Annotated in this window: 19 protein-coding genes; 12 read left to right on the plus strand and 7 right to left on the minus strand. The window is 37.1% G+C overall.

Going from position 1 to position 16930, the window contains the following annotated elements; translation table 11 throughout:
* Positions 1 to 108: 108 nt before the first annotated feature.
* From BLS35_RS09155 to BLS35_RS09190, 8 genes are all read left to right on the plus strand, one after another.
* Positions 109 to 528, plus strand: coding sequence for a phage tail tube protein (locus tag BLS35_RS09155; RefSeq protein WP_090780089.1), 420 nt, complete (start codon positions 109 to 111; stop codon positions 526 to 528).
* Positions 529 to 552: 24 nt separating this feature from the next.
* The gene (locus BLS35_RS09160) at positions 553 to 936 is read left to right on the plus strand and encodes a hypothetical protein (protein ID WP_090780091.1); all 384 of its coding nucleotides are present in this window, start codon (positions 553 to 555) and stop codon (positions 934 to 936) included.
* Positions 937 to 956: 20 nt separating this feature from the next.
* On the plus strand, positions 957 to 1247 hold the full coding sequence (locus tag BLS35_RS09165; RefSeq protein ID WP_090780092.1) for a hypothetical protein: 291 nt from the start codon (positions 957 to 959) through the stop codon (positions 1245 to 1247).
* A 59-nt stretch (positions 1248 to 1306) separates the two neighbouring features.
* Positions 1307 to 3787: a tape measure protein gene (locus BLS35_RS09170; RefSeq protein ID WP_090780094.1), complete on the plus strand. Its 2481-nt coding sequence runs from the start codon at positions 1307 to 1309 to the stop codon at positions 3785 to 3787.
* Positions 3787 to 5754, plus strand: coding sequence for a hypothetical protein (locus tag BLS35_RS09175; RefSeq protein WP_090780096.1), 1968 nt, complete (start codon positions 3787 to 3789; stop codon positions 5752 to 5754). Before BLS35_RS09170 ends, BLS35_RS09175 begins: the two co-directional genes overlap by 1 nt.
* Positions 5755 to 5769: 15 nt before the next feature.
* The gene (locus tag BLS35_RS09180) at positions 5770 to 6213 is read left to right on the plus strand and encodes a lysozyme (RefSeq protein ID WP_090780098.1); all 444 of its coding nucleotides are present in this window, start codon (positions 5770 to 5772) and stop codon (positions 6211 to 6213) included.
* Entirely contained in the window at positions 6210 to 6662 is a 453-nt protein-coding gene (locus tag BLS35_RS09185) for a hypothetical protein (RefSeq protein WP_132225966.1), read from the plus strand. Before BLS35_RS09180 ends, BLS35_RS09185 begins: the two co-directional genes overlap by 4 nt.
* Before the next feature lie 619 nt (positions 6663 to 7281).
* Positions 7282 to 7782, plus strand: a complete 501-nt coding sequence (locus BLS35_RS09190) for an FKBP-type peptidyl-prolyl cis-trans isomerase (protein WP_090780104.1) — start codon at positions 7282 to 7284, stop codon at positions 7780 to 7782.
* Between the two features lie 3 nt (positions 7783 to 7785).
* Here BLS35_RS09190 and BLS35_RS09195 read toward each other — a convergent pair whose 3' ends face one another.
* The 5 genes from BLS35_RS09195 to BLS35_RS09215 all read right to left on the minus strand — a co-directional run bounded on the left by BLS35_RS09195 (position 7786) and on the right by BLS35_RS09215 (position 11162).
* Entirely contained in the window at positions 7786 to 8205 is a 420-nt protein-coding gene (locus BLS35_RS09195; RefSeq protein WP_090780106.1) for a Fur family transcriptional regulator, read from the minus strand.
* Between the two features lie 2 nt (positions 8206 to 8207).
* Positions 8208 to 8651 (minus strand): hypothetical protein, encoded by a 444-nt coding sequence (locus BLS35_RS09200; protein ID WP_090780108.1) that lies wholly within the window; start codon positions 8649 to 8651, stop codon positions 8208 to 8210.
* A 23-nt stretch (positions 8652 to 8674) separates the two neighbouring features.
* Positions 8675 to 9934 carry an ABC transporter permease gene (locus BLS35_RS09205; RefSeq protein WP_090780109.1) on the minus strand — a complete coding sequence of 420 codons (1260 nt, stop codon included), beginning with the start codon at positions 9932 to 9934 and terminating at the stop codon, positions 8675 to 8677.
* On the minus strand, positions 9931 to 10560 hold the full coding sequence (locus BLS35_RS09210) for an ABC transporter ATP-binding protein (RefSeq protein ID WP_090780112.1): 630 nt from the start codon (positions 10558 to 10560) through the stop codon (positions 9931 to 9933). Before BLS35_RS09210 ends, BLS35_RS09205 begins: the two co-directional genes overlap by 4 nt.
* Before the next feature lie 206 nt (positions 10561 to 10766).
* Positions 10767 to 11162: a MerC domain-containing protein gene (locus tag BLS35_RS09215; protein WP_090780114.1), complete on the minus strand. Its 396-nt coding sequence runs from the start codon at positions 11160 to 11162 to the stop codon at positions 10767 to 10769.
* Between the two features lie 102 nt (positions 11163 to 11264).
* On the opposite strand from BLS35_RS09215, the gene BLS35_RS09220 reads away from it, so the two are divergent.
* Positions 11265 to 12458 (plus strand): GTP-binding protein, encoded by a 1194-nt coding sequence (locus BLS35_RS09220; protein ID WP_090780116.1) that lies wholly within the window; start codon positions 11265 to 11267, stop codon positions 12456 to 12458.
* Positions 12459 to 12659: 201 nt separating this feature from the next.
* On the opposite strand, the gene BLS35_RS09225 is transcribed toward BLS35_RS09220, so the two are convergent.
* Positions 12660 to 14285 carry an ABC-F family ATP-binding cassette domain-containing protein gene (locus tag BLS35_RS09225; protein ID WP_090780118.1) on the minus strand — a complete coding sequence of 542 codons (1626 nt, stop codon included), beginning with the start codon at positions 14283 to 14285 and terminating at the stop codon, positions 12660 to 12662.
* 90 nt (positions 14286 to 14375) lie between these two features.
* Between BLS35_RS09225 and BLS35_RS09230 the strand changes: the two genes are divergently transcribed.
* The 3 genes from BLS35_RS09230 (at position 14376) to BLS35_RS09240 (ending at position 16066) form a co-directional block, all read left to right on the plus strand.
* The gene (locus tag BLS35_RS09230) at positions 14376 to 14939 is read left to right on the plus strand and encodes a hypothetical protein (protein WP_090780121.1); all 564 of its coding nucleotides are present in this window, start codon (positions 14376 to 14378) and stop codon (positions 14937 to 14939) included.
* Between the two features lie 98 nt (positions 14940 to 15037).
* Positions 15038 to 15616 (plus strand): nitroreductase family protein, encoded by a 579-nt coding sequence (locus BLS35_RS09235; protein ID WP_090780124.1) that lies wholly within the window; start codon positions 15038 to 15040, stop codon positions 15614 to 15616.
* A gap of 3 nt (positions 15617 to 15619) precedes the next feature.
* A complete protein-coding gene (locus tag BLS35_RS09240; RefSeq protein WP_090780126.1) occupies positions 15620 to 16066 on the plus strand; it encodes a 3-oxoacyl-ACP synthase in 447 nt (148 codons plus the stop codon).
* A gap of 2 nt (positions 16067 to 16068) precedes the next feature.
* Here BLS35_RS09240 and BLS35_RS09245 read toward each other — a convergent pair whose 3' ends face one another.
* A complete protein-coding gene (locus BLS35_RS09245) occupies positions 16069 to 16926 on the minus strand; it encodes a polysaccharide deacetylase family protein (RefSeq protein WP_090780128.1) in 858 nt (285 codons plus the stop codon).
* Positions 16927 to 16930 lie beyond the last annotated feature (4 nt).

Genomic DNA, 16930 nt, shown 5'->3' on the forward strand with positions numbered 1-16930 from the left:
TAATATTATTAAGTTTTATCATTCAGTAAACACCATTTAGCAAGCTATTTATCTGTAAATGCTCTCATTGACATGAGAGCCTAAAAACAGAAAAATACAAAAAAATAAATGGCAAATAATTTTCAAAATGGCTCAGACTTATTGATCTATATCGGATCAGGATCAACAGCAACACCAATCGCATTTTCTAGGAATTGCTCTATCTCAATGTCAACCAATATGGCTGATGCAACTACTAAAACTAACGATGGTTACACAGAAGTAATTCCTACCACAAAATCTTGGTCAATCGATACTGATGGACTTGGAGTTTGGAACAGTAACATCAAAGAATTTATGCAAATATATGATGATAGATCGCCTATTCAAGTTTCATTCAAACCACGTAATGTAGTCAGCGGAGACCTAGTCTATTCAGGTACAGCATATATTGAATCATTGGACATTGAAGCACCAATGGAGGATGGGGTTACTTACAAAATCAGTCTTAAGGGTAGCGGTAAGTTAGATTTTACTCCATCAGTATAATAATCAAAACATAGGAGAGAGAATATGAAAGGATTATTAACAATACCATTAGGAGGTGTAAAAACAAACGTTCAATTTGGCATGTATGCCATTAAATTATTGACTGAAAAAAGAGGTATTACCCTTAATGATCTAGGTGAGCTATTTACAGGAGTAGACACTGATCCATTGAAGAGTTTTGATTTGATGGTTGATTTGCTTTGGGCAGGAATCAGTAATTATAACCTAATTAATGGTGATAGTACACAGGTTAACTATTTCAAATTATATCAAGATTTTGGATCAGTTGATAAATCTGAATATGAGAAAATCTTTAAAGGATTCCTTGAAACTCAGATCAGTGGTCAGGCATTATCAGCATCCAACGATGAGATGGACAAAGAGCCAACAGATAAAAAAAAAGTTTAACGTTTGATGAGCTGCAAGGTATGGCAATAGGTGAGATAGGTTTAGGTCTGAAAGATTTTTACATGTTAACCTATAATGAATATCACTACATAGCAAAGGCTTACATGTTGAAGGATGAACGTGAATGGTTAAGGACAAGAATGCTTGCATCCTTACTTATCAATGTTCAAATGCCAAAGGATAAACATATCACACCTGAGCAACTGTTTGCATTACCATCAGATAGTCTCATCAAAAAGAAAAAGCCAACACCAACTAAATCAGAAATGATGGCAGCATTCGAAAGATACCGAAAGGATAAACAGGATTAAATCCTGATCAAAGCCCCTTAGCCTTAAACAAGATTAAGGGGTTTTTTAATACAATTAAATTGGCAAACGAAAATTTGAATTACGTATTTGGAGCAGATATCTCTGGCTTCCAAAATGCCATTAAATCAGTTGAAGCAGGACTAAAATCTACTGGTCAAAAGCTAAAAGACATTGGTGGTGATCTAAGTACTTACGTTTCTTTGCCATTGGCTGCATTGGGTGGTGCTGCAATCAAAGCCTTTGGAGACATTCAATCTTTAAAGAATGGATTAACAGTAGTTACAGGCTCAGCAAAAGAGACTGAAAAGCAATTTGGTAGACTTGTTGAATTAGCCAAGTTACCTGGACTCGGATTGCAAGAGGTAACCAAAGGTAGTATCAATTTACAGGTTATTGGTTTCACTGCTGAAAAAGCTGAAAAGAGTATCAAAGCCTTTGGAAACGCTGTTGCAACCGTAGGTGGTGGCCGTGATGAATTCCAAAGAGCAACCTATGGTTTAGCTCAATTGGCCAACACAGATTTTCCACTTGGAGAGGATTTAAATATCATTAAAGATGCAATTCCACAGGTTACACCACTTTTAAAGGAGGCCTTTGGAACTGCTAGAAGTGATGAATTGAAAGCTATGGGTGTATCATCTGCTCAGGTAGTCGATGCAATTGTAAATGGTTTGTCTAAATTGCCAACAGCAGCAGGTGGGGTAAATAATGCATTTGAAAATTTAAAGGATGGAGTATTCCAGAATTTGGCGGAGGTGGGTGATATAATCAATCAAAACCTAGATATATCTGCTTTATCAGATAAAATAGTATCTGGAATATCTTCAATTACAAATTGGTTTAAATCATTAAGTCCTGAAGTTCAAAAGGCAACCTTAATTTTTGCAGGTTTAGCAATCGTTATTCCACCAATTTTAGTTGCACTAGGTGCATTAATGTCTACAGTTATACCTGCATTAATAGCAGGATTTGCTGCATTGATTTCACCAGTAGGTTTAGTTGTTGCTGCACTTGTAGGTGCTGCAATATTAATCGTAAAGAATTGGGATACAGTAAGTGCATATTTTACTAGTGGTGAAGGATCTAAATTCTGGTCTACAGTTAAAGGATATGCTCAGGATCTTTGGGATAGTTTAAAATCTATTTTTAATTCAATTGTAAGCTTTGGAACATCGTTATGGAAAACCTTTGGTGATAATATTACCAATATTGTTGGGACAGCCTTTAAGTCACTACAAGATATAATTACAGCTGTTCTGGGTGTAATTAGTAATGTTTTTAAAGTATTTGCTTCGGTATTAAAGGGTGATTGGAGTGGCATGTGGGAAGGATTGAAGGGGATTACTGCAAGCATTTGGAATGGTATCATAAGTCTGATAAAGACCTTTGTAATTCAGGTTTCCAATGTATTAGCTGTCTTTTTTAAAGCTATTGGAGCTGATCAGATTAGCAGTTCATTATCTGGAATGAGTTCAGGAATTGATAAGCTATTTTCCAAAATACAAATACCTGTTAAGGCAGCTACAGAGAGCGTAAAGGACTTCAAAAAAGAATTATTAGGGGTTAATGATACATCTCCTTCAACAGGTAAAGCTGATCCAAAAGGTACTGGAAAATCTGATTCAGATAGTAAAGATAAAATCGCTGCGGTTTACAAAGATCTTGAAATAGGACTTAAACAAACTGATGTGCTTTTCGGAGCAAGCTTTGATGAAAAAGCAAAAAAACGTATTGATGAGTACCAACAAGCCATTAATAACCTTATCAAAAATGGTATTGATCCTGCTAGTGAGGCAATCAAACGTTTACATGCATTGCAAGTAGATAATGTACAATTATCATCTACAAAAGCAAAGGATGTTACAATAACAGATCCTAAACAAAAATTACCTACTGCAAAATTTGATGGTGCAACTAGAGTCGGTGATGCAGTAGCTACTATATCAGCAGAAAAAATCAAGCTTTTGCAGATTATGGATGAGATGAATGCAGGTATATCTGGTGCATTAACTTCTGGGATTGCTTCAATGGCTAGTGGCTTTGGTGAGATGATTGGTCAGATGGCATCAGGTAATATTGGAATGAAGAGTGTTGTATCTGGCCTGTTAGGGATAATGGCAGATATGGTTATACAAGTTGGTAAAATCGCTATTTCAACTGGTATAGCTGTAAAAGGGATAAAGATTGCTCTTCAATCTCTTAATCCAGTTGTTGCAATTGCTGCGGGTGTGGCATTGGTTGCCTTGGGGGGTGCGGTAAAAGGTAGTCTATCCAAAGCAGCAGAAGGTGGTTCTGGTGGCGGTGGAAGAACACCATTTGCTAAAGGTGGTATAGTGAGTTCTCCAACGAATGCAGTTTTCGGAGAGTATCCATCAGCAGGAAGGGGTAACCCCGAAGTCGTGACACCTCTAAACAACCTAAAAGGCATGTTGAGTGATATGGGTGGTTTTGGCTCAGGTACAGTAGACTTTAGAATCTCAGGTGATTCATTAGTGGGTACACTTAGTAACCACGACAAAAGAAATTATAGAACAAATTAATGGTAGGTTATGGAATAAAATATAAGTGTGAATTTGAATCACTTAAAGGATTAAATTATAGAGTGTATATCCTGCAAAGGGGGTATAATAGTGCTGTTTATGATCTAAGGATGGGAGGGAATCCCATTCAGATAAATTACACAAGTAGTTCAGAAAATAAATTTGAGGTCATTCGTGGATCTGAGTGTGTACTCAATTTTTTCAGTGAGTATGATGGTCAGTTTGCTGAGATTATGTATGCTGATAAGAATGATTTTTTGGTACAAGTCTTCATACGTGAAGACCTGCATTGGCAGGGGTATATAATAAATGATAACTATTCTGAGCCATTTGCATCAGCTCCTTATCCAATGTCGCTACGTGCAACTGATGGACTTGGAGATTTGAAACTCATTGATTTTGCAAAAGAAGATGGTACAGTATTCCTCTCCAATATTACATTCGCTGAGGCCATTTTAAACTGCTTAGCCTTACTTAAAAACGGTACGCAACTAGTAACATCAAATGATCTTTTTGAGTTTAGTATTGATCGTAATGTGCTTACGAATGAAGCATTTAATCATACAACTGTTAGCCCATTTATGTTTTTGAAGGATGAATTGAATCCTAAAAAATGTTCTGAAATTATAAAGATGATTTTGGAGTTATTCCAATGCTATATCTACTATAAGGCAGGTAAATACTACATTGAGCGGGTAAATTATAAGCTTAATGAAACAATAAGCAGAAGGACATATAATATTAATTTTACTGGTGATCAGTCTATTGTTAATACATTTTCAACTGAAAATATCAGGGGTGAAATTGAAAGAAATGGATCTTTAACATTTATAAATTTTGATCATAATTCAACGTTTGTACCCCCGTTTAATAAGATAACCGTTGAGAATTCAACCATCGACCCAAATAATACTGTAATCAATAATTACTTTCGGTATTGGGATGAATCTAATATCCCTAAGTATTGGGTAAAGTCTGGAAATATATCCATTGCAAAAAAAGAGTTATCTGGTGAAAAGGATATTTTGCAAATCATCACCAAAGCTAATGACAACCAAATAGGCTATTCAACAAACATGTTGAGTGCTTCGAAAACTAGCTATAATGGTAGAATGTCAATTACATCACCTGATGAGCTAGCAATATCTATCCAACATAAAGGCAATGTTAGGTTAATGGTGAGGGCAACAGATAGTAGGGTGTCATATTATCTGAGTTGTGAGACATTTGTTGAAGATAATGAAGTTTCATATACTGCTAAATTTGATGCAACAGCAAATCATTGCAAAATCAAGCACAATACAATAGTAGGTACTAATAATTGGGCTACTGCTACACTGAATGTGAAGATGCCAAACCTTGCCACAAAGTTTGAAATAGCAGTATTACCCTCATTTGTAAGTGATACTTATTCAGGTGATTGCTACATCAGAGAAGTGACAGCAACAGTTGTAGCAGGAAAAGGTGCAAGGACGAATGGTTATAATTATTCAATTATATCAACTAGGAATACTAGAGAAACTTACGATCAATTTTCACCTCAATTAGGTGAATTTGGAAATTTAGGGATTGTGAATCAAATCTTGATGAATACTAAAGATGGTAGAGTTAATCCATTATGGTGGTTCAGAAGTAATAAAACAGAAAGTAAAGCTTTGTTGGAAATAGGTGTTCATAGTATTCTAAATCAATACAGAACAGCATTTAGATTATTTTCAGGTTCATTTAATGGCGATTTTGATTATAGTAAAGTCTATCAAATTGAAACTTTAGGTGGTGTTTACATGCCTTACAAGGCATCATCAGACTTAAAGTATGATACACATAAGGTAGATCTTTTTGAACTACTAGATGATACTGATGTAGAATCAGATAAGTACGAGCGTATGAGAAAATTTGTTGATGGTAAATATACCATTGCCAATGCTGCTTATAGTACTGGTACGCCACGCCCTAGCAGGGGATAATAATTAACAGTTTTAATGAACATTAACAAAACAGGAAGGGACTTCATATATAAGGAGGAAGGAGTTTTACTTACAGCATATAAGTGTCAAGCAGATATTCCCACCATTGGTGTTGGGTTTACGTACTACCCAAATACAGGTCGAAAAGTACAAATGGGGGATAAGATAACACAGGTTGAATGTGATTTGATTTTCAAAGAAATCATTAAGGTTTATGAAGAAGCGGTTAACAGGTCAATCAAGGTTGTATTAACCCAAAACCAGTTCAATGCATTGGTATCATTGGCTTTCAATATTGGTTGTGGTGCTTTTGCAGGTTCTACACTGGTTAAGAAAATCAATGCAAAAGTAGGTTTAGATGAAATTGAAAAGTGGTTATGTATTTGGAAAAACGCAGGTGGAAAACCTATTTTATTGTCTAGGAGACAAAGAGAGTTTAAATTATATACTACAGTATGATGGGCATGTTAGATCAATTCTTTAGCCTTAAACTTTGGTTTTTCAAGTTGTTGACTTTGTTTTTAGTATTCTTTGAACCTGCAAAGGAGAGTGCATTATTATTGCTGTTCTTAATCGTTGTTGATGCTGCTACTGGTATTTGGATTAAAATAAAAAGTAGTGAAAAGATTAATGTAAAATCCTTTTTGATGAAGGTAATGCAGGATGTAACCCTGTTCTTCATTTACATCTTAACAATCCATTATTTTCAGGTTAGCTACTTAAAAGAAACCTTCACTGCATTCAAGCTTTTGGCAGGAATTCCGATTATTGCATTGTTGAGCCAGATAATTGTGAATGTTGAAAGTTTAACTGGTGTTCAGATTGCGACCAAAGCAAAGAATATGTTAAATGATATATTTAATGCCCTTACCAAAAAAGCTATTCCTAAATCAGATGATTCTAATTAACGACAAAGGGGACTAATAGTCCCCCTTGTTTTAATAGTTTATTTACGGTCTTTTAACAGCGATTCTTGTTATACTCATTTAGATAGTGGTAGCGCTTCTTTAAAAAATCTAAGAGTAAGTCAAAGCAAAATCCATTTGTTTTGCTTAGTTTTTCAAGGGATTCGTAACAATCCCTTTCTAGCTTAATTAATTGTTTCATCTATATAATAGATTAAATGATAACCGATTTTAAAATTTACAATCTTTAAATGCACTAGATTTAACTGATATTTTCTAAAATAGGTATTTGTTTATAATTAACCTAATTCATACATTTACTTCGAGAGCGTTAATTTAACGGGGGGTAATTTTTAGGATTTATCCCCCGTTTCTTATTATATACATTAACTGACTTTTCAGATTATTTTAATACTAGATTTAGTACTAGTACTAAAATTTAAAGCGGTTTATCGAACAATAGAGGTCATTTAATTGTTGGATTTAAAAATAGATTGTAATCCTTATGTTTAATGAAAGCGGGTTTACCAAAATCTGGTTATATTTGCCGAAATAAAGTATGCCAGTTGCCAGTAGCTACTGTTGATGAAGCATTAAAATTGATAAATTAAAAAACATCACAATGAGTATTAAACCCAATACAGTAGTATCATTAACGTACGAATTGCATACGACTAATGAAGAAGGACAGCAAGTTTTTGTAGAAAAAACGGATAAAGAAAATCCATTAGTTTTTTTATATGGTACAGGAATGATGCTTCCAAAATTTGAAGAGCATTTGGCTGGTTTAAATGTTGGTGATTCTTATGGTTTCGAACTTTCTGCTGCTGATGGTTACGGAGAAATTGATCCAGGAGCATTTGCTGATTTGCCAATCGATATGTTTAAAGAAGCTGGTTTACCTGCTGTAGGTGATGTAATTCCTTTGCAAGATAACCAAGGAAATCATTTCAGAGCTGGTGTTACTGCTATCCATGAGGATGTAGTTAACGTGGATTTGAACCACCCAATGGCTGGTAAAGACTTGATTTTTGCTGGTGAGATATTAGCAGTGCGTGAAGCTACTCAAGACGAGTTAGCTCATGGACATGCACACGGTGCTGATGGCCATTCAGGTCACTAATCATTAAATAGCATTACATTTTTCGCAAATGCCGTAAGCAATAGAGCTTACGGTCTTTGCGGTAAATCCTTTAGGCATCTTAATTCTAGGCGCCTCTACTTCTAAACAGTAAATCTTATTACAATTTGTACAGTTGAAATGTACATGTTCATCATGGTGGTGATCTTCTGAACAGGAAGAGGTACAAACTGCATAATTGGCTGTTCCATTCATATCCATAATCCTGTGTAGGATTCCCTTCTCCTGATAAGTATTTAGTATCCGGTACAACGTTACCCGATCAATCTCCTTACCTAGTTTTTTCTCCAGATCGGGTTGTGAAATGGCTACTGAATCTAAAGCAATCTCCTCTAAAACACGTACCCGCTGTTTGGTGTGTTTTAAATCATGCTCTTTTAGTATGCTTACCGGATTGATATTCATGATTATATGATTTTAGCGGCAATTAATGCAATCGGCGGATTGTCCATTGCATTGCCCGAATTTAATTTTAATGTGCCCTTGATCGTTACTGTTTTGTAAGTAAACTTGATTGGTTCGCTCATTTCTACCAGCACCATAATGGGTACTCCATTTTTTCCGCAATAGAAACATTGATTGATAGGTAGGGTAGATAGCATGAACTTGGTTTGTTTCATCCCATCTTTAATGGGTACAATGTAGCCTTCCAATTCAAATGCTTTATTGGCGTACTTTTTTATTTCAGGTGAAAAAATCGCCTGCATTTCGGTGTCTTTAACAATCTTAAAGTCTACACCGCCTACAATATCCCAGTTGTCCGAGTTAATTTGGTCGTTTGGATTGTGTTGTGCTTTAACAGCAAAGCTTGTAAAAAGTAAAACAACCAATATCATTCTCTTTATCATCATCGTATCTATTTTATAATAAATTTCTAGTTCTTAGCTAATATCTTCGAAATGTTAGACTTGTAAGCCTGTATTGCAGGGATTATAGCAGCAAATATACCAATAGCAAGTCCGGCAACAAATAGGTATATTTCATTGTAAAGTAAAACAAAGCCCGTAAGCTGAGCCTGACTGCTCTCTTGATTACTACCAATAAATTCCAAAACTAAATGTCCCAGGAGAATTCCAATTATGGTACCTGCCAATGTCAACATAATGCCTTCGGCAATAATGATCAGGAATAGCTTCGTTCTCGAAGCGCCCAGGGTACGCATAATGGCCAGATCGTAATTCCGCTCTTTTAAAGAGTTATAAAGATTTACGAACACACTTATGGCTGCGATGAACATGATGAGTATAGCGAACCACTGAAGGGTATCTACGCCGACGCCAATTAGGGAGAACAGGCGGGTGCTTTCTTGTGCTGGAGAAGCTGCCTGCATATTGGTGGTTTCGTTGACCAATCGTGGGAACATGGCTACTGACATGGGCGAGCGATATTGAATCAATAGGGAGGTTAATTCGCGCGATTCATCATTGGACTGATCTTCTGTCTCATGTTCGTGTCCTTCGTGTGCTTTGTGATCATGCCCTGCATGATCCTCATCTGCTTTGTGCTCATGATCTTCATGCTCATCATGCATTTTCCAAACGCTGGCCACATTGGTCAGGATCAGGTTGTCGGTTACATTTCCCTGTGGGGTTAGGACACCAGATACCACATATGGATGATTCTTGTGTACGTCACTGCTACTACTTAACCCATGTGCACCAAAAAAGGTATCTCCAACTTTTAGGTTTTGGCTTTTAGCCACTGTAGCTCCAATAGTAGCTTCAAAATCTTTTTGCCAGAACTTTCCCTGCGCGGTTTTTAATTTATAGAGGCTTACAAAATTGCTGTCGGTACCAACGATGCGTGTACCATTGTAATTGTCGCCTAATGCCAGTGGAACAGCGCGCTTTACGAAAGGGCTATGCGCCAGCTCCATCGCTTGTTTTAAAGGGATATTTCCGGTTGGGAAATCTATGTAATAAATACTGCTTAAAATCAATTGCAGCGGGCTGCCTTTGGCGCCTACAACCAAATCAATATCTTTTGAGTTGTTGTCTAGTTTCTCACTAATCTGTGTAGATGCCAATAGCAGGATGGTTAAAATTCCCGTTCCAAAGGCAATAAGCATGATATTTAATGCCGAAGATAGGGGCTTAGACCATAAGCTTTTCCAGCTGATTTTTAATGGACTCATGCTAATTCGTAAGTATTTGTAAATGCATCTTTAACTCTTTTGTCGTGGGTAGCTATCACTAAAGTAGCCTGGTTGATAGCCGATTGCTGTAGCAAAAGTTCTAACACCGCCGTCGCATTTTTATCGTCCAGACTAGATGTAGGCTCATCTGCAATGACTAGTTCCGGTTTATTAATCACAGCTCTTGCAATAGAAACACGTTGTAATTGCCCCTGACTCAGCTCATTTGGATAGGCTTTTTTCTTGTCTGCAATCCCTAAGGATGTTAAAACTTCATTTACCCGATCTAAGTCAGTTGGCAGTCCCGCAAAGCTCTGTGCCAATACCAGATTGTCTGAAATACTTAAACTCTTAATCAAATGCGGACGTTGAAAGATAATCCCAATATTTCGACCTCTAAATTGATCCAGGGCTTTAGAAGATAATCCATAAATGGAAGTTCCATTAATTACAACTTCTCCCGCCGATGGTTTAAGTATACCCGTTAATATGTGTAGTAGGGTAGTCTTTCCACTGCCCGACTCACCCAACAACAACCATTGGTCGCCACGGTTGATCTGCCAGTCTTTAAACGCTATGCGATGCCCGCCAGGATAGTCGTGGGAAATGGATTTTAATGTAATCATTTCAATTTATTTGTGTAGGTGGTTGTTTAAATACCTTAAATAAAGCTTTTTGCCATCTATTTTATCATGCTTGCAACCAGGGTTGATCATGCTTACAAATAGTAAAAATACACCGAATATTAGTTTCTTGTTCATATGAGCTAATGTAATGTTACAAAAATAGTATATGCAATTAAATTGCATATACTATTCATGTAAAGTATTTGCTACGGCTGCGGGGTTTGGTGGTGACTACAGTTCCGATTGTATTTCCAGTTCAGGTAATGGGCGGTTGCAATGGTAAATCCACCTAGAGGAATCAGCGCTGCTTCTAGACTTTCTAAGGCATAATGACCCGTTGCGATTAAGGCAAAGCCGATGATCAGTACTAATATAGGAGTTAGGCTTCTGTGCTTTGGAAAAGAGCTGACCAGGGAGTATATACCTATGAGTAATGAAAGGCAAATCATACTCAGTTCAACCCAGCTGTGGGCGAGGAATTCAAGACCCCAGAGTGGTAAAGTCGTAATGAAAAATGGAAGTGCTGCACAATGGATTGCACAGGCTAGTGAGGCTGTCATTCCCAATTGATCTAGTGCACAAGATTTAACAGATGGTTTCATATCGTTTATTGCTTTTGTTTTTTCTGTTACAAATATAAATGCAATTTAATTGCATTTATGATTATTATTGAAATATATTTGCAACCTAATTGCATCTGTAGTATGAAAAAGTTACCTGTAACGGTGCTCAGCGGTTTTCTGGGCAGTGGTAAAACAACTTTATTAAACCACCTTCTTCAAAATAGAGAAGGGCTGAAAGTGGCACTTATCGTAAATGATTTGAGTGAAATTAATATTGATTCGAAAACAGTCCATCAACAAAATAAGCTTTCGAGGACTGAAGAAAGACTTGTTGAAATGAGTAACGGTTGTATTTGTTGCACTTTAAGAGAAGATTTAATCGTTGAGGTGGAGAAATTAGCGAATGAGAATTGTTTTGATTACCTGATCATTGAGAGTACAGGGATTTCAGAACCTATACCTGTTGCACAAACTTTTAATTATGTAGATGCCAATTTGGGTATTGATCTGAGTAGGTTTAGTCGGCTTGATACGATGGTGACGGTTGTAGACTGTTTTAACTTTAAAAAGGATTTCGGTACCAATGAGTTACTTTTGGATAGGAAATGGGCTGAAGATCATTCGGACAGGCGAACAATTGTTAATTTGCTTACCGATCAGATTGAATTCGCAAATGTTATTGTCTTGAATAAAATAGATTTGATCGGTGAAGACGATCTTAAGTTGATTAAAGCTGTGATCAAAAAATTTAACCCTGCAGCTAAACAATTGGTCACCTCTTTTGGTAAGATCGATTTGAAGGAAATTCTGAATACTGGGTTATTTGATTTTGAAGAATCAGCTCAAGGTGCAGGTTGGATACGTGAACTGAATGCCATTCATGAGGCTGAAACTGAAGAATATGGAATCAGTAGTATGGTGTTCAGATCTCCAAGACCTTTTCATCCTGAACGTTTATGGGATTTTTTAAACAGAGATTTTCCAGCGAATGTGATTCGTACCAAAGGGTTATTCTGGCTTGCTGCGATGCCAGATTTCGCACTTAGTTTTTCACAGGCCGGTGGTTCACTAAGGATTGAAAAGGCGGGAAACTGGTGGGCTGCGATACCTGATGCGGAACGGCTAGGGTATACAGATTATTTGGATAATCGCACTAAAATTGAAGGCCAGTGGCATACGGAATACGGTGACAGGTTGAATGAGTTGGTTTTTATAGCCCAGGATTTGGAAAAGGTAGAATTGAACGCGGCACTGGCTGCCTGTTTACTTAATGATATTGAATTGTGTAATTATAGTTCTGTATCCTATGCTAATCCTTTTGAAACACTACTTTAAGATAATAGTATACAGAAAAGAGGGTAATCATAATTTAGTTATAAAATACTGAACAAAAAAAGAGGTTGATTAATACAACCTCTTTTTTTAGCGCGCCATACTTGGTGCAGTATTAAACATAAAATATGCCTTCTGTGAACCGACTGAAAGGAGCTCATTGAGACCTATGAGAATATGGAGGCTACGAAATAATAGAATGGCTTATTTTGAGTACATTTTTGCTCTTAACTCCGCAACATCCGGACTAGTAATATACTCGTCATATGTCATCATTTTATCAATTGCACCTTTAGGTGTCAATTCAATAACGCGAGTGGCAACAGATTCCGTCAAGGCATGATCTCGTGAAGTAAACAATGCTGTTCCTCTAAAATCTTTCATGCCGTTGTTTAAAGCGGTGATCGACTCCAGATCCAGGTGATTCGTTGGCTCGTCAAACATTAACAAGTTAGCATGTTTCAACATCATTTGAGAGAACATACAACGCATTTTCTCACCACCTGATAATACCTTTACATTTTTCAATACCTCTTCACCAGAGAAAAGCATTCTACCTAAAAAGCTTCTTACAAATTGCTCATCCTGATCTGTACCAGAATACTCACGCAACCAGTCAACCAAGTTTTCATCTTTACCTTCAAAATAAGGAGAGTTGTCGTTCGGGATGTCGGCTGTATTAATGGTTACACCAAACTTAAATTCACCAGTATAATTCTTTTCACGTCCAGTAAGCACATTGTAGAATGCTGTAGTGGCTAAACTATTTTGAGATAGAACTGCAATCTTATCACCTTTATTAACCATGAAGTTGATATCCTTAAACATCACCTCACCATTTAAAGTACAAGAAAGATTCTCTACCTGTAAAATCTGATCACCAGCTTCTCTACCTAAATTGTTGAATAGGATAGCAGGGTATTTGCGACTTGAAGCCTTAATCTCAGAAATATCAATTTTATCCAAAGCCTTTTTACGGGAAGTAGCCTGTTTAGATTTAGAAGCATTGGCACTAAAGCGCTGAATAAACTCCTGTAACTCTTTAACTTTCTCTTCCAGTTTTTTGTTTTGGTCGCCACGTTGTTTTAAAGCCAATTGACTCGACTCATACCAGAAGCTATAGTTACCAGAATAAATACTCATTTTACTGAAGTCAATGTCAACAATATGCGTACAAACTGCATCTAAAAAGTGCCTATCGTGAGATACAACCAATACGATGCTTTGATAATCCGCAAGGAAATTTTCTAACCAGGCGATGGTATCAATGTCCAAGTCGTTGGTTGGCTCATCCAGTAATAAGATATCAGGGTTACCAAACAGGGCTTGTGCCAATAACACACGTACCTTTTGGTTACCATCTAATTCTTTTAGTTGTTTATAATGGTGTTCTTCTTTTATACCCAAGTTGCTTAACATGGTCGCTGCATTGCTCTCCATGTTCCAGCCGTCCATTTCAGCAAATCTGTTTTCCAGTTCGCCTGCACGTTCACCATCTTTATCAGAAAAATCTTCTTTCAAATAGATAGCATCTTTCTCTTTCATGATGTCGTACAATTCCTTGTGACCCATCATTACAGTTTCGATTACGGTAAATTCATCAAATTCATAATGGTTTTGTTTTAAAACCGCCATGCGTTCTCCAGGTGTAAAAGCTACGGTACCAGAAGTTTGGTTCACTTCACCAGATAAAATTTTAAGGAAAGTGGATTTACCTGCGCCATTAGCTCCAATTACGCCATAGCAGTTGCCCTGGTTAAATTTTAAGTTAACATCCTCAAATAAAGTTCTCTTTCCGTAACGGAGTGATAAATTAGAAACTGAAATCATATTGTTGAAAAATAAGCCGCAAAGGTAGTCATAATTTATAAAATGGTTTTCATGAGCGTATATTTGTTTTGACATTTAGATTTTACATTTGTGGATAAAGAAGAATTAATTGCAAGGCTGGAATCCGTTAAATTCCAGATGGTAGCTGATTGCACAGCTATTGTTGAAGGCAACGAAATAAATATTGAAGATTTGCTTGAGGTCACTTTTCATAAAAAGAAAGAGATTGCTTTTAGGGCTGCATGGATGTTAGAATATATTGTTACCCATCATCCTATGCAGTTTTATGAAGGGATAGAAGGGTTCTTATTGTTGTTCCCCAGTCAGAAAAATCCTTCAGCCATGCGCCATTATGCGAAAATTTTGGCCTTAATGACGGAACGAAAGTCGAGCTTATTGTATAAAGAGGCCTTGAGCAGGTTGAATATAGAGCCGGTAATTGAAGTCATGTTTATCTGGCTGGTTGATCCTGAAACGCTTGTTGCAACTAAAGTCCATTGTATGCAGGCACTCGCAAATCTTACACCACAGTACGATTGGATTAAGGAAGATTTACTGGAAACCGTTGATTATTTAATGGGAATAGAGAGCATTGCCTTTTTTGCAAGAGCTAAAATGGTCAAAAAGCAATTGAAAAAAGGTGTGGAGAAATAATGCTATCGTCTATTGATCAAAAGTATTACATCACTTATACACTTTGACTGAATAGAAATTATATTTTTGTAGCAAAGAGGCGCTCGATCAGATGAATTATGGAAGAAGAAATAACGGTTTTAACCAACATCATACAACGTAGGAGAAGTATATTTCCTGTTAGCTACACCAAAGAGGAAATCCCTGTAGCAATAATTAAACAGATCCTGGAAAGTGCGAATTATGCACCAACACATAAGCTTACTGAGCCTTGGCGTTTCATCGTATTTAGAAATGAGGGGAAACTAAAACTTGGTCAGGAATTGGCACGTCTATATAAAGAAACTACTCCTGCACATCAGTTTTTGCAGAAAAAATACGACAGTATCATAGAAAAGGCACAACAGTCCAGTTGCATCATCACCTTAAATGCCCAATTAAATTCAGATAAAGTTCCTGAATGGGAAGAGTTGGCCGCTTTGGCTTGTGCGGTACAAAATATGGCACTTACTGCCGAAGCGCTGAAGGTTGGCGCTTATTGGAGTTCGCCGGGTATGATTGCAGATTTGAAAGATTATCTTAACTTAGGTAACACGGAAAAATGTTTTGGCCTCTTTTATATGGGTTATCATAATGAAGAACCTAGAGCAGCAAAGCGTGGAGCAATAGAAGAGAAAATTAAATGGGTAGAGTCGTAGTATATGAATAAAGAAAATCTGTACCAGCTTTGTTTAAAGTTTATAGAACAAAGAATCGAGACTGCTGAAACAGCATTGAAACAGGCTCGTGAGGCCAGCAATGATGATACGAAGAGCAGCGCGGGCGATAAATATGAAACCAGCAGAGAAATGATGCAGCAGGATATTGATCGTAATAAACGACTGTTGATTGATGCAGAAGACAATAGAAAAGTGCTGGAATCAATTGGACATGCAGCGGTAACTGATAGTATTAGAGGTGGCAGTTTGGTATATACCAATCAGGGCATCTTTTACATTAGCATCAGTGCCGGTCAGCTGTTGTCCGAAGGTAAAACGGTATTTGCTATTTCAGCAGCTTCGCCAATTGGCAAACTGATGTTGGGCAAACAAAAGAAAGACAGCTTCGATTTTAACGGCAAAAAATACGTAATCGAAGATCTGGCTTAGTGCTATTTAAAACTCTTATTGATGCTATGATATAGATTCCTGGCCGTATAAGTTCCAGGGTCTATAATGCGTCTGATGGTATACATCGGGTAGTTTTCGTCGCGCTTGGTCGACAGTATAAACGCCGCTTTAAATCCGTGTTCTTTTAATTTAGAGAGGGAAGATGCTTTGAAAACACCGTATGGGTAGGCGAAGTATTCAACCTTTTTTCCTGTAATCGCTTCCAACGTTTTTGTTGGCTTATCGATTTGTATGTCCCAATCTTCATCCGTAAACTGAGCAAAGTTTTTATGGTTCCAGGTGTGACTTGCAATTACATGGCCATCATCAGATAGTTCCTTAATTTGGGCTTTGCTCATATATCTTGGTCTGCCGATGGATACCGTCATGATGAAAAATACACCTCTAAATCCGTGTTTCTTTAATTCTTTAGCACCAACTGTGTACTGATCAAGATCCGTATCGTCAAAAGTGATCATGATCGGTTTTTCTGGTAGGACAGTCCCATAATTCAGGTAGTCGTAAAGTTGATCGGGTAAAATGGTACGGTAGCCACTATCTGCAAGCATTTTCATATGCTCTGCAAACTTGGCAGGCGGCATGATGTCATCATGAGCGCGTTTAGAGTCGCTAGCTTTCCAATCTCTAATTTGATGGTAGCACAATACCGGGACTTCTTTTTTACTTAAAATTTCGGCCGCAGTAGCTTCCTTTTTAAGAGTAGTATCTGGTTTTGGATCTGTTATTTCCGTATTGGTGGTAATCAGTTCGGCCTTATGGCCTTTGTTTTTGATTGCGTTGGTACAAGCTGCTGTGGAAAGCACAGCAGCTATAATGCCTGTAAAGAAAATGTACTTCATTATT

Source organism: Pedobacter sp. ok626 (assembly GCF_900100435.1).
Classification (GTDB): domain Bacteria; phylum Bacteroidota; class Bacteroidia; order Sphingobacteriales; family Sphingobacteriaceae; genus Pedobacter.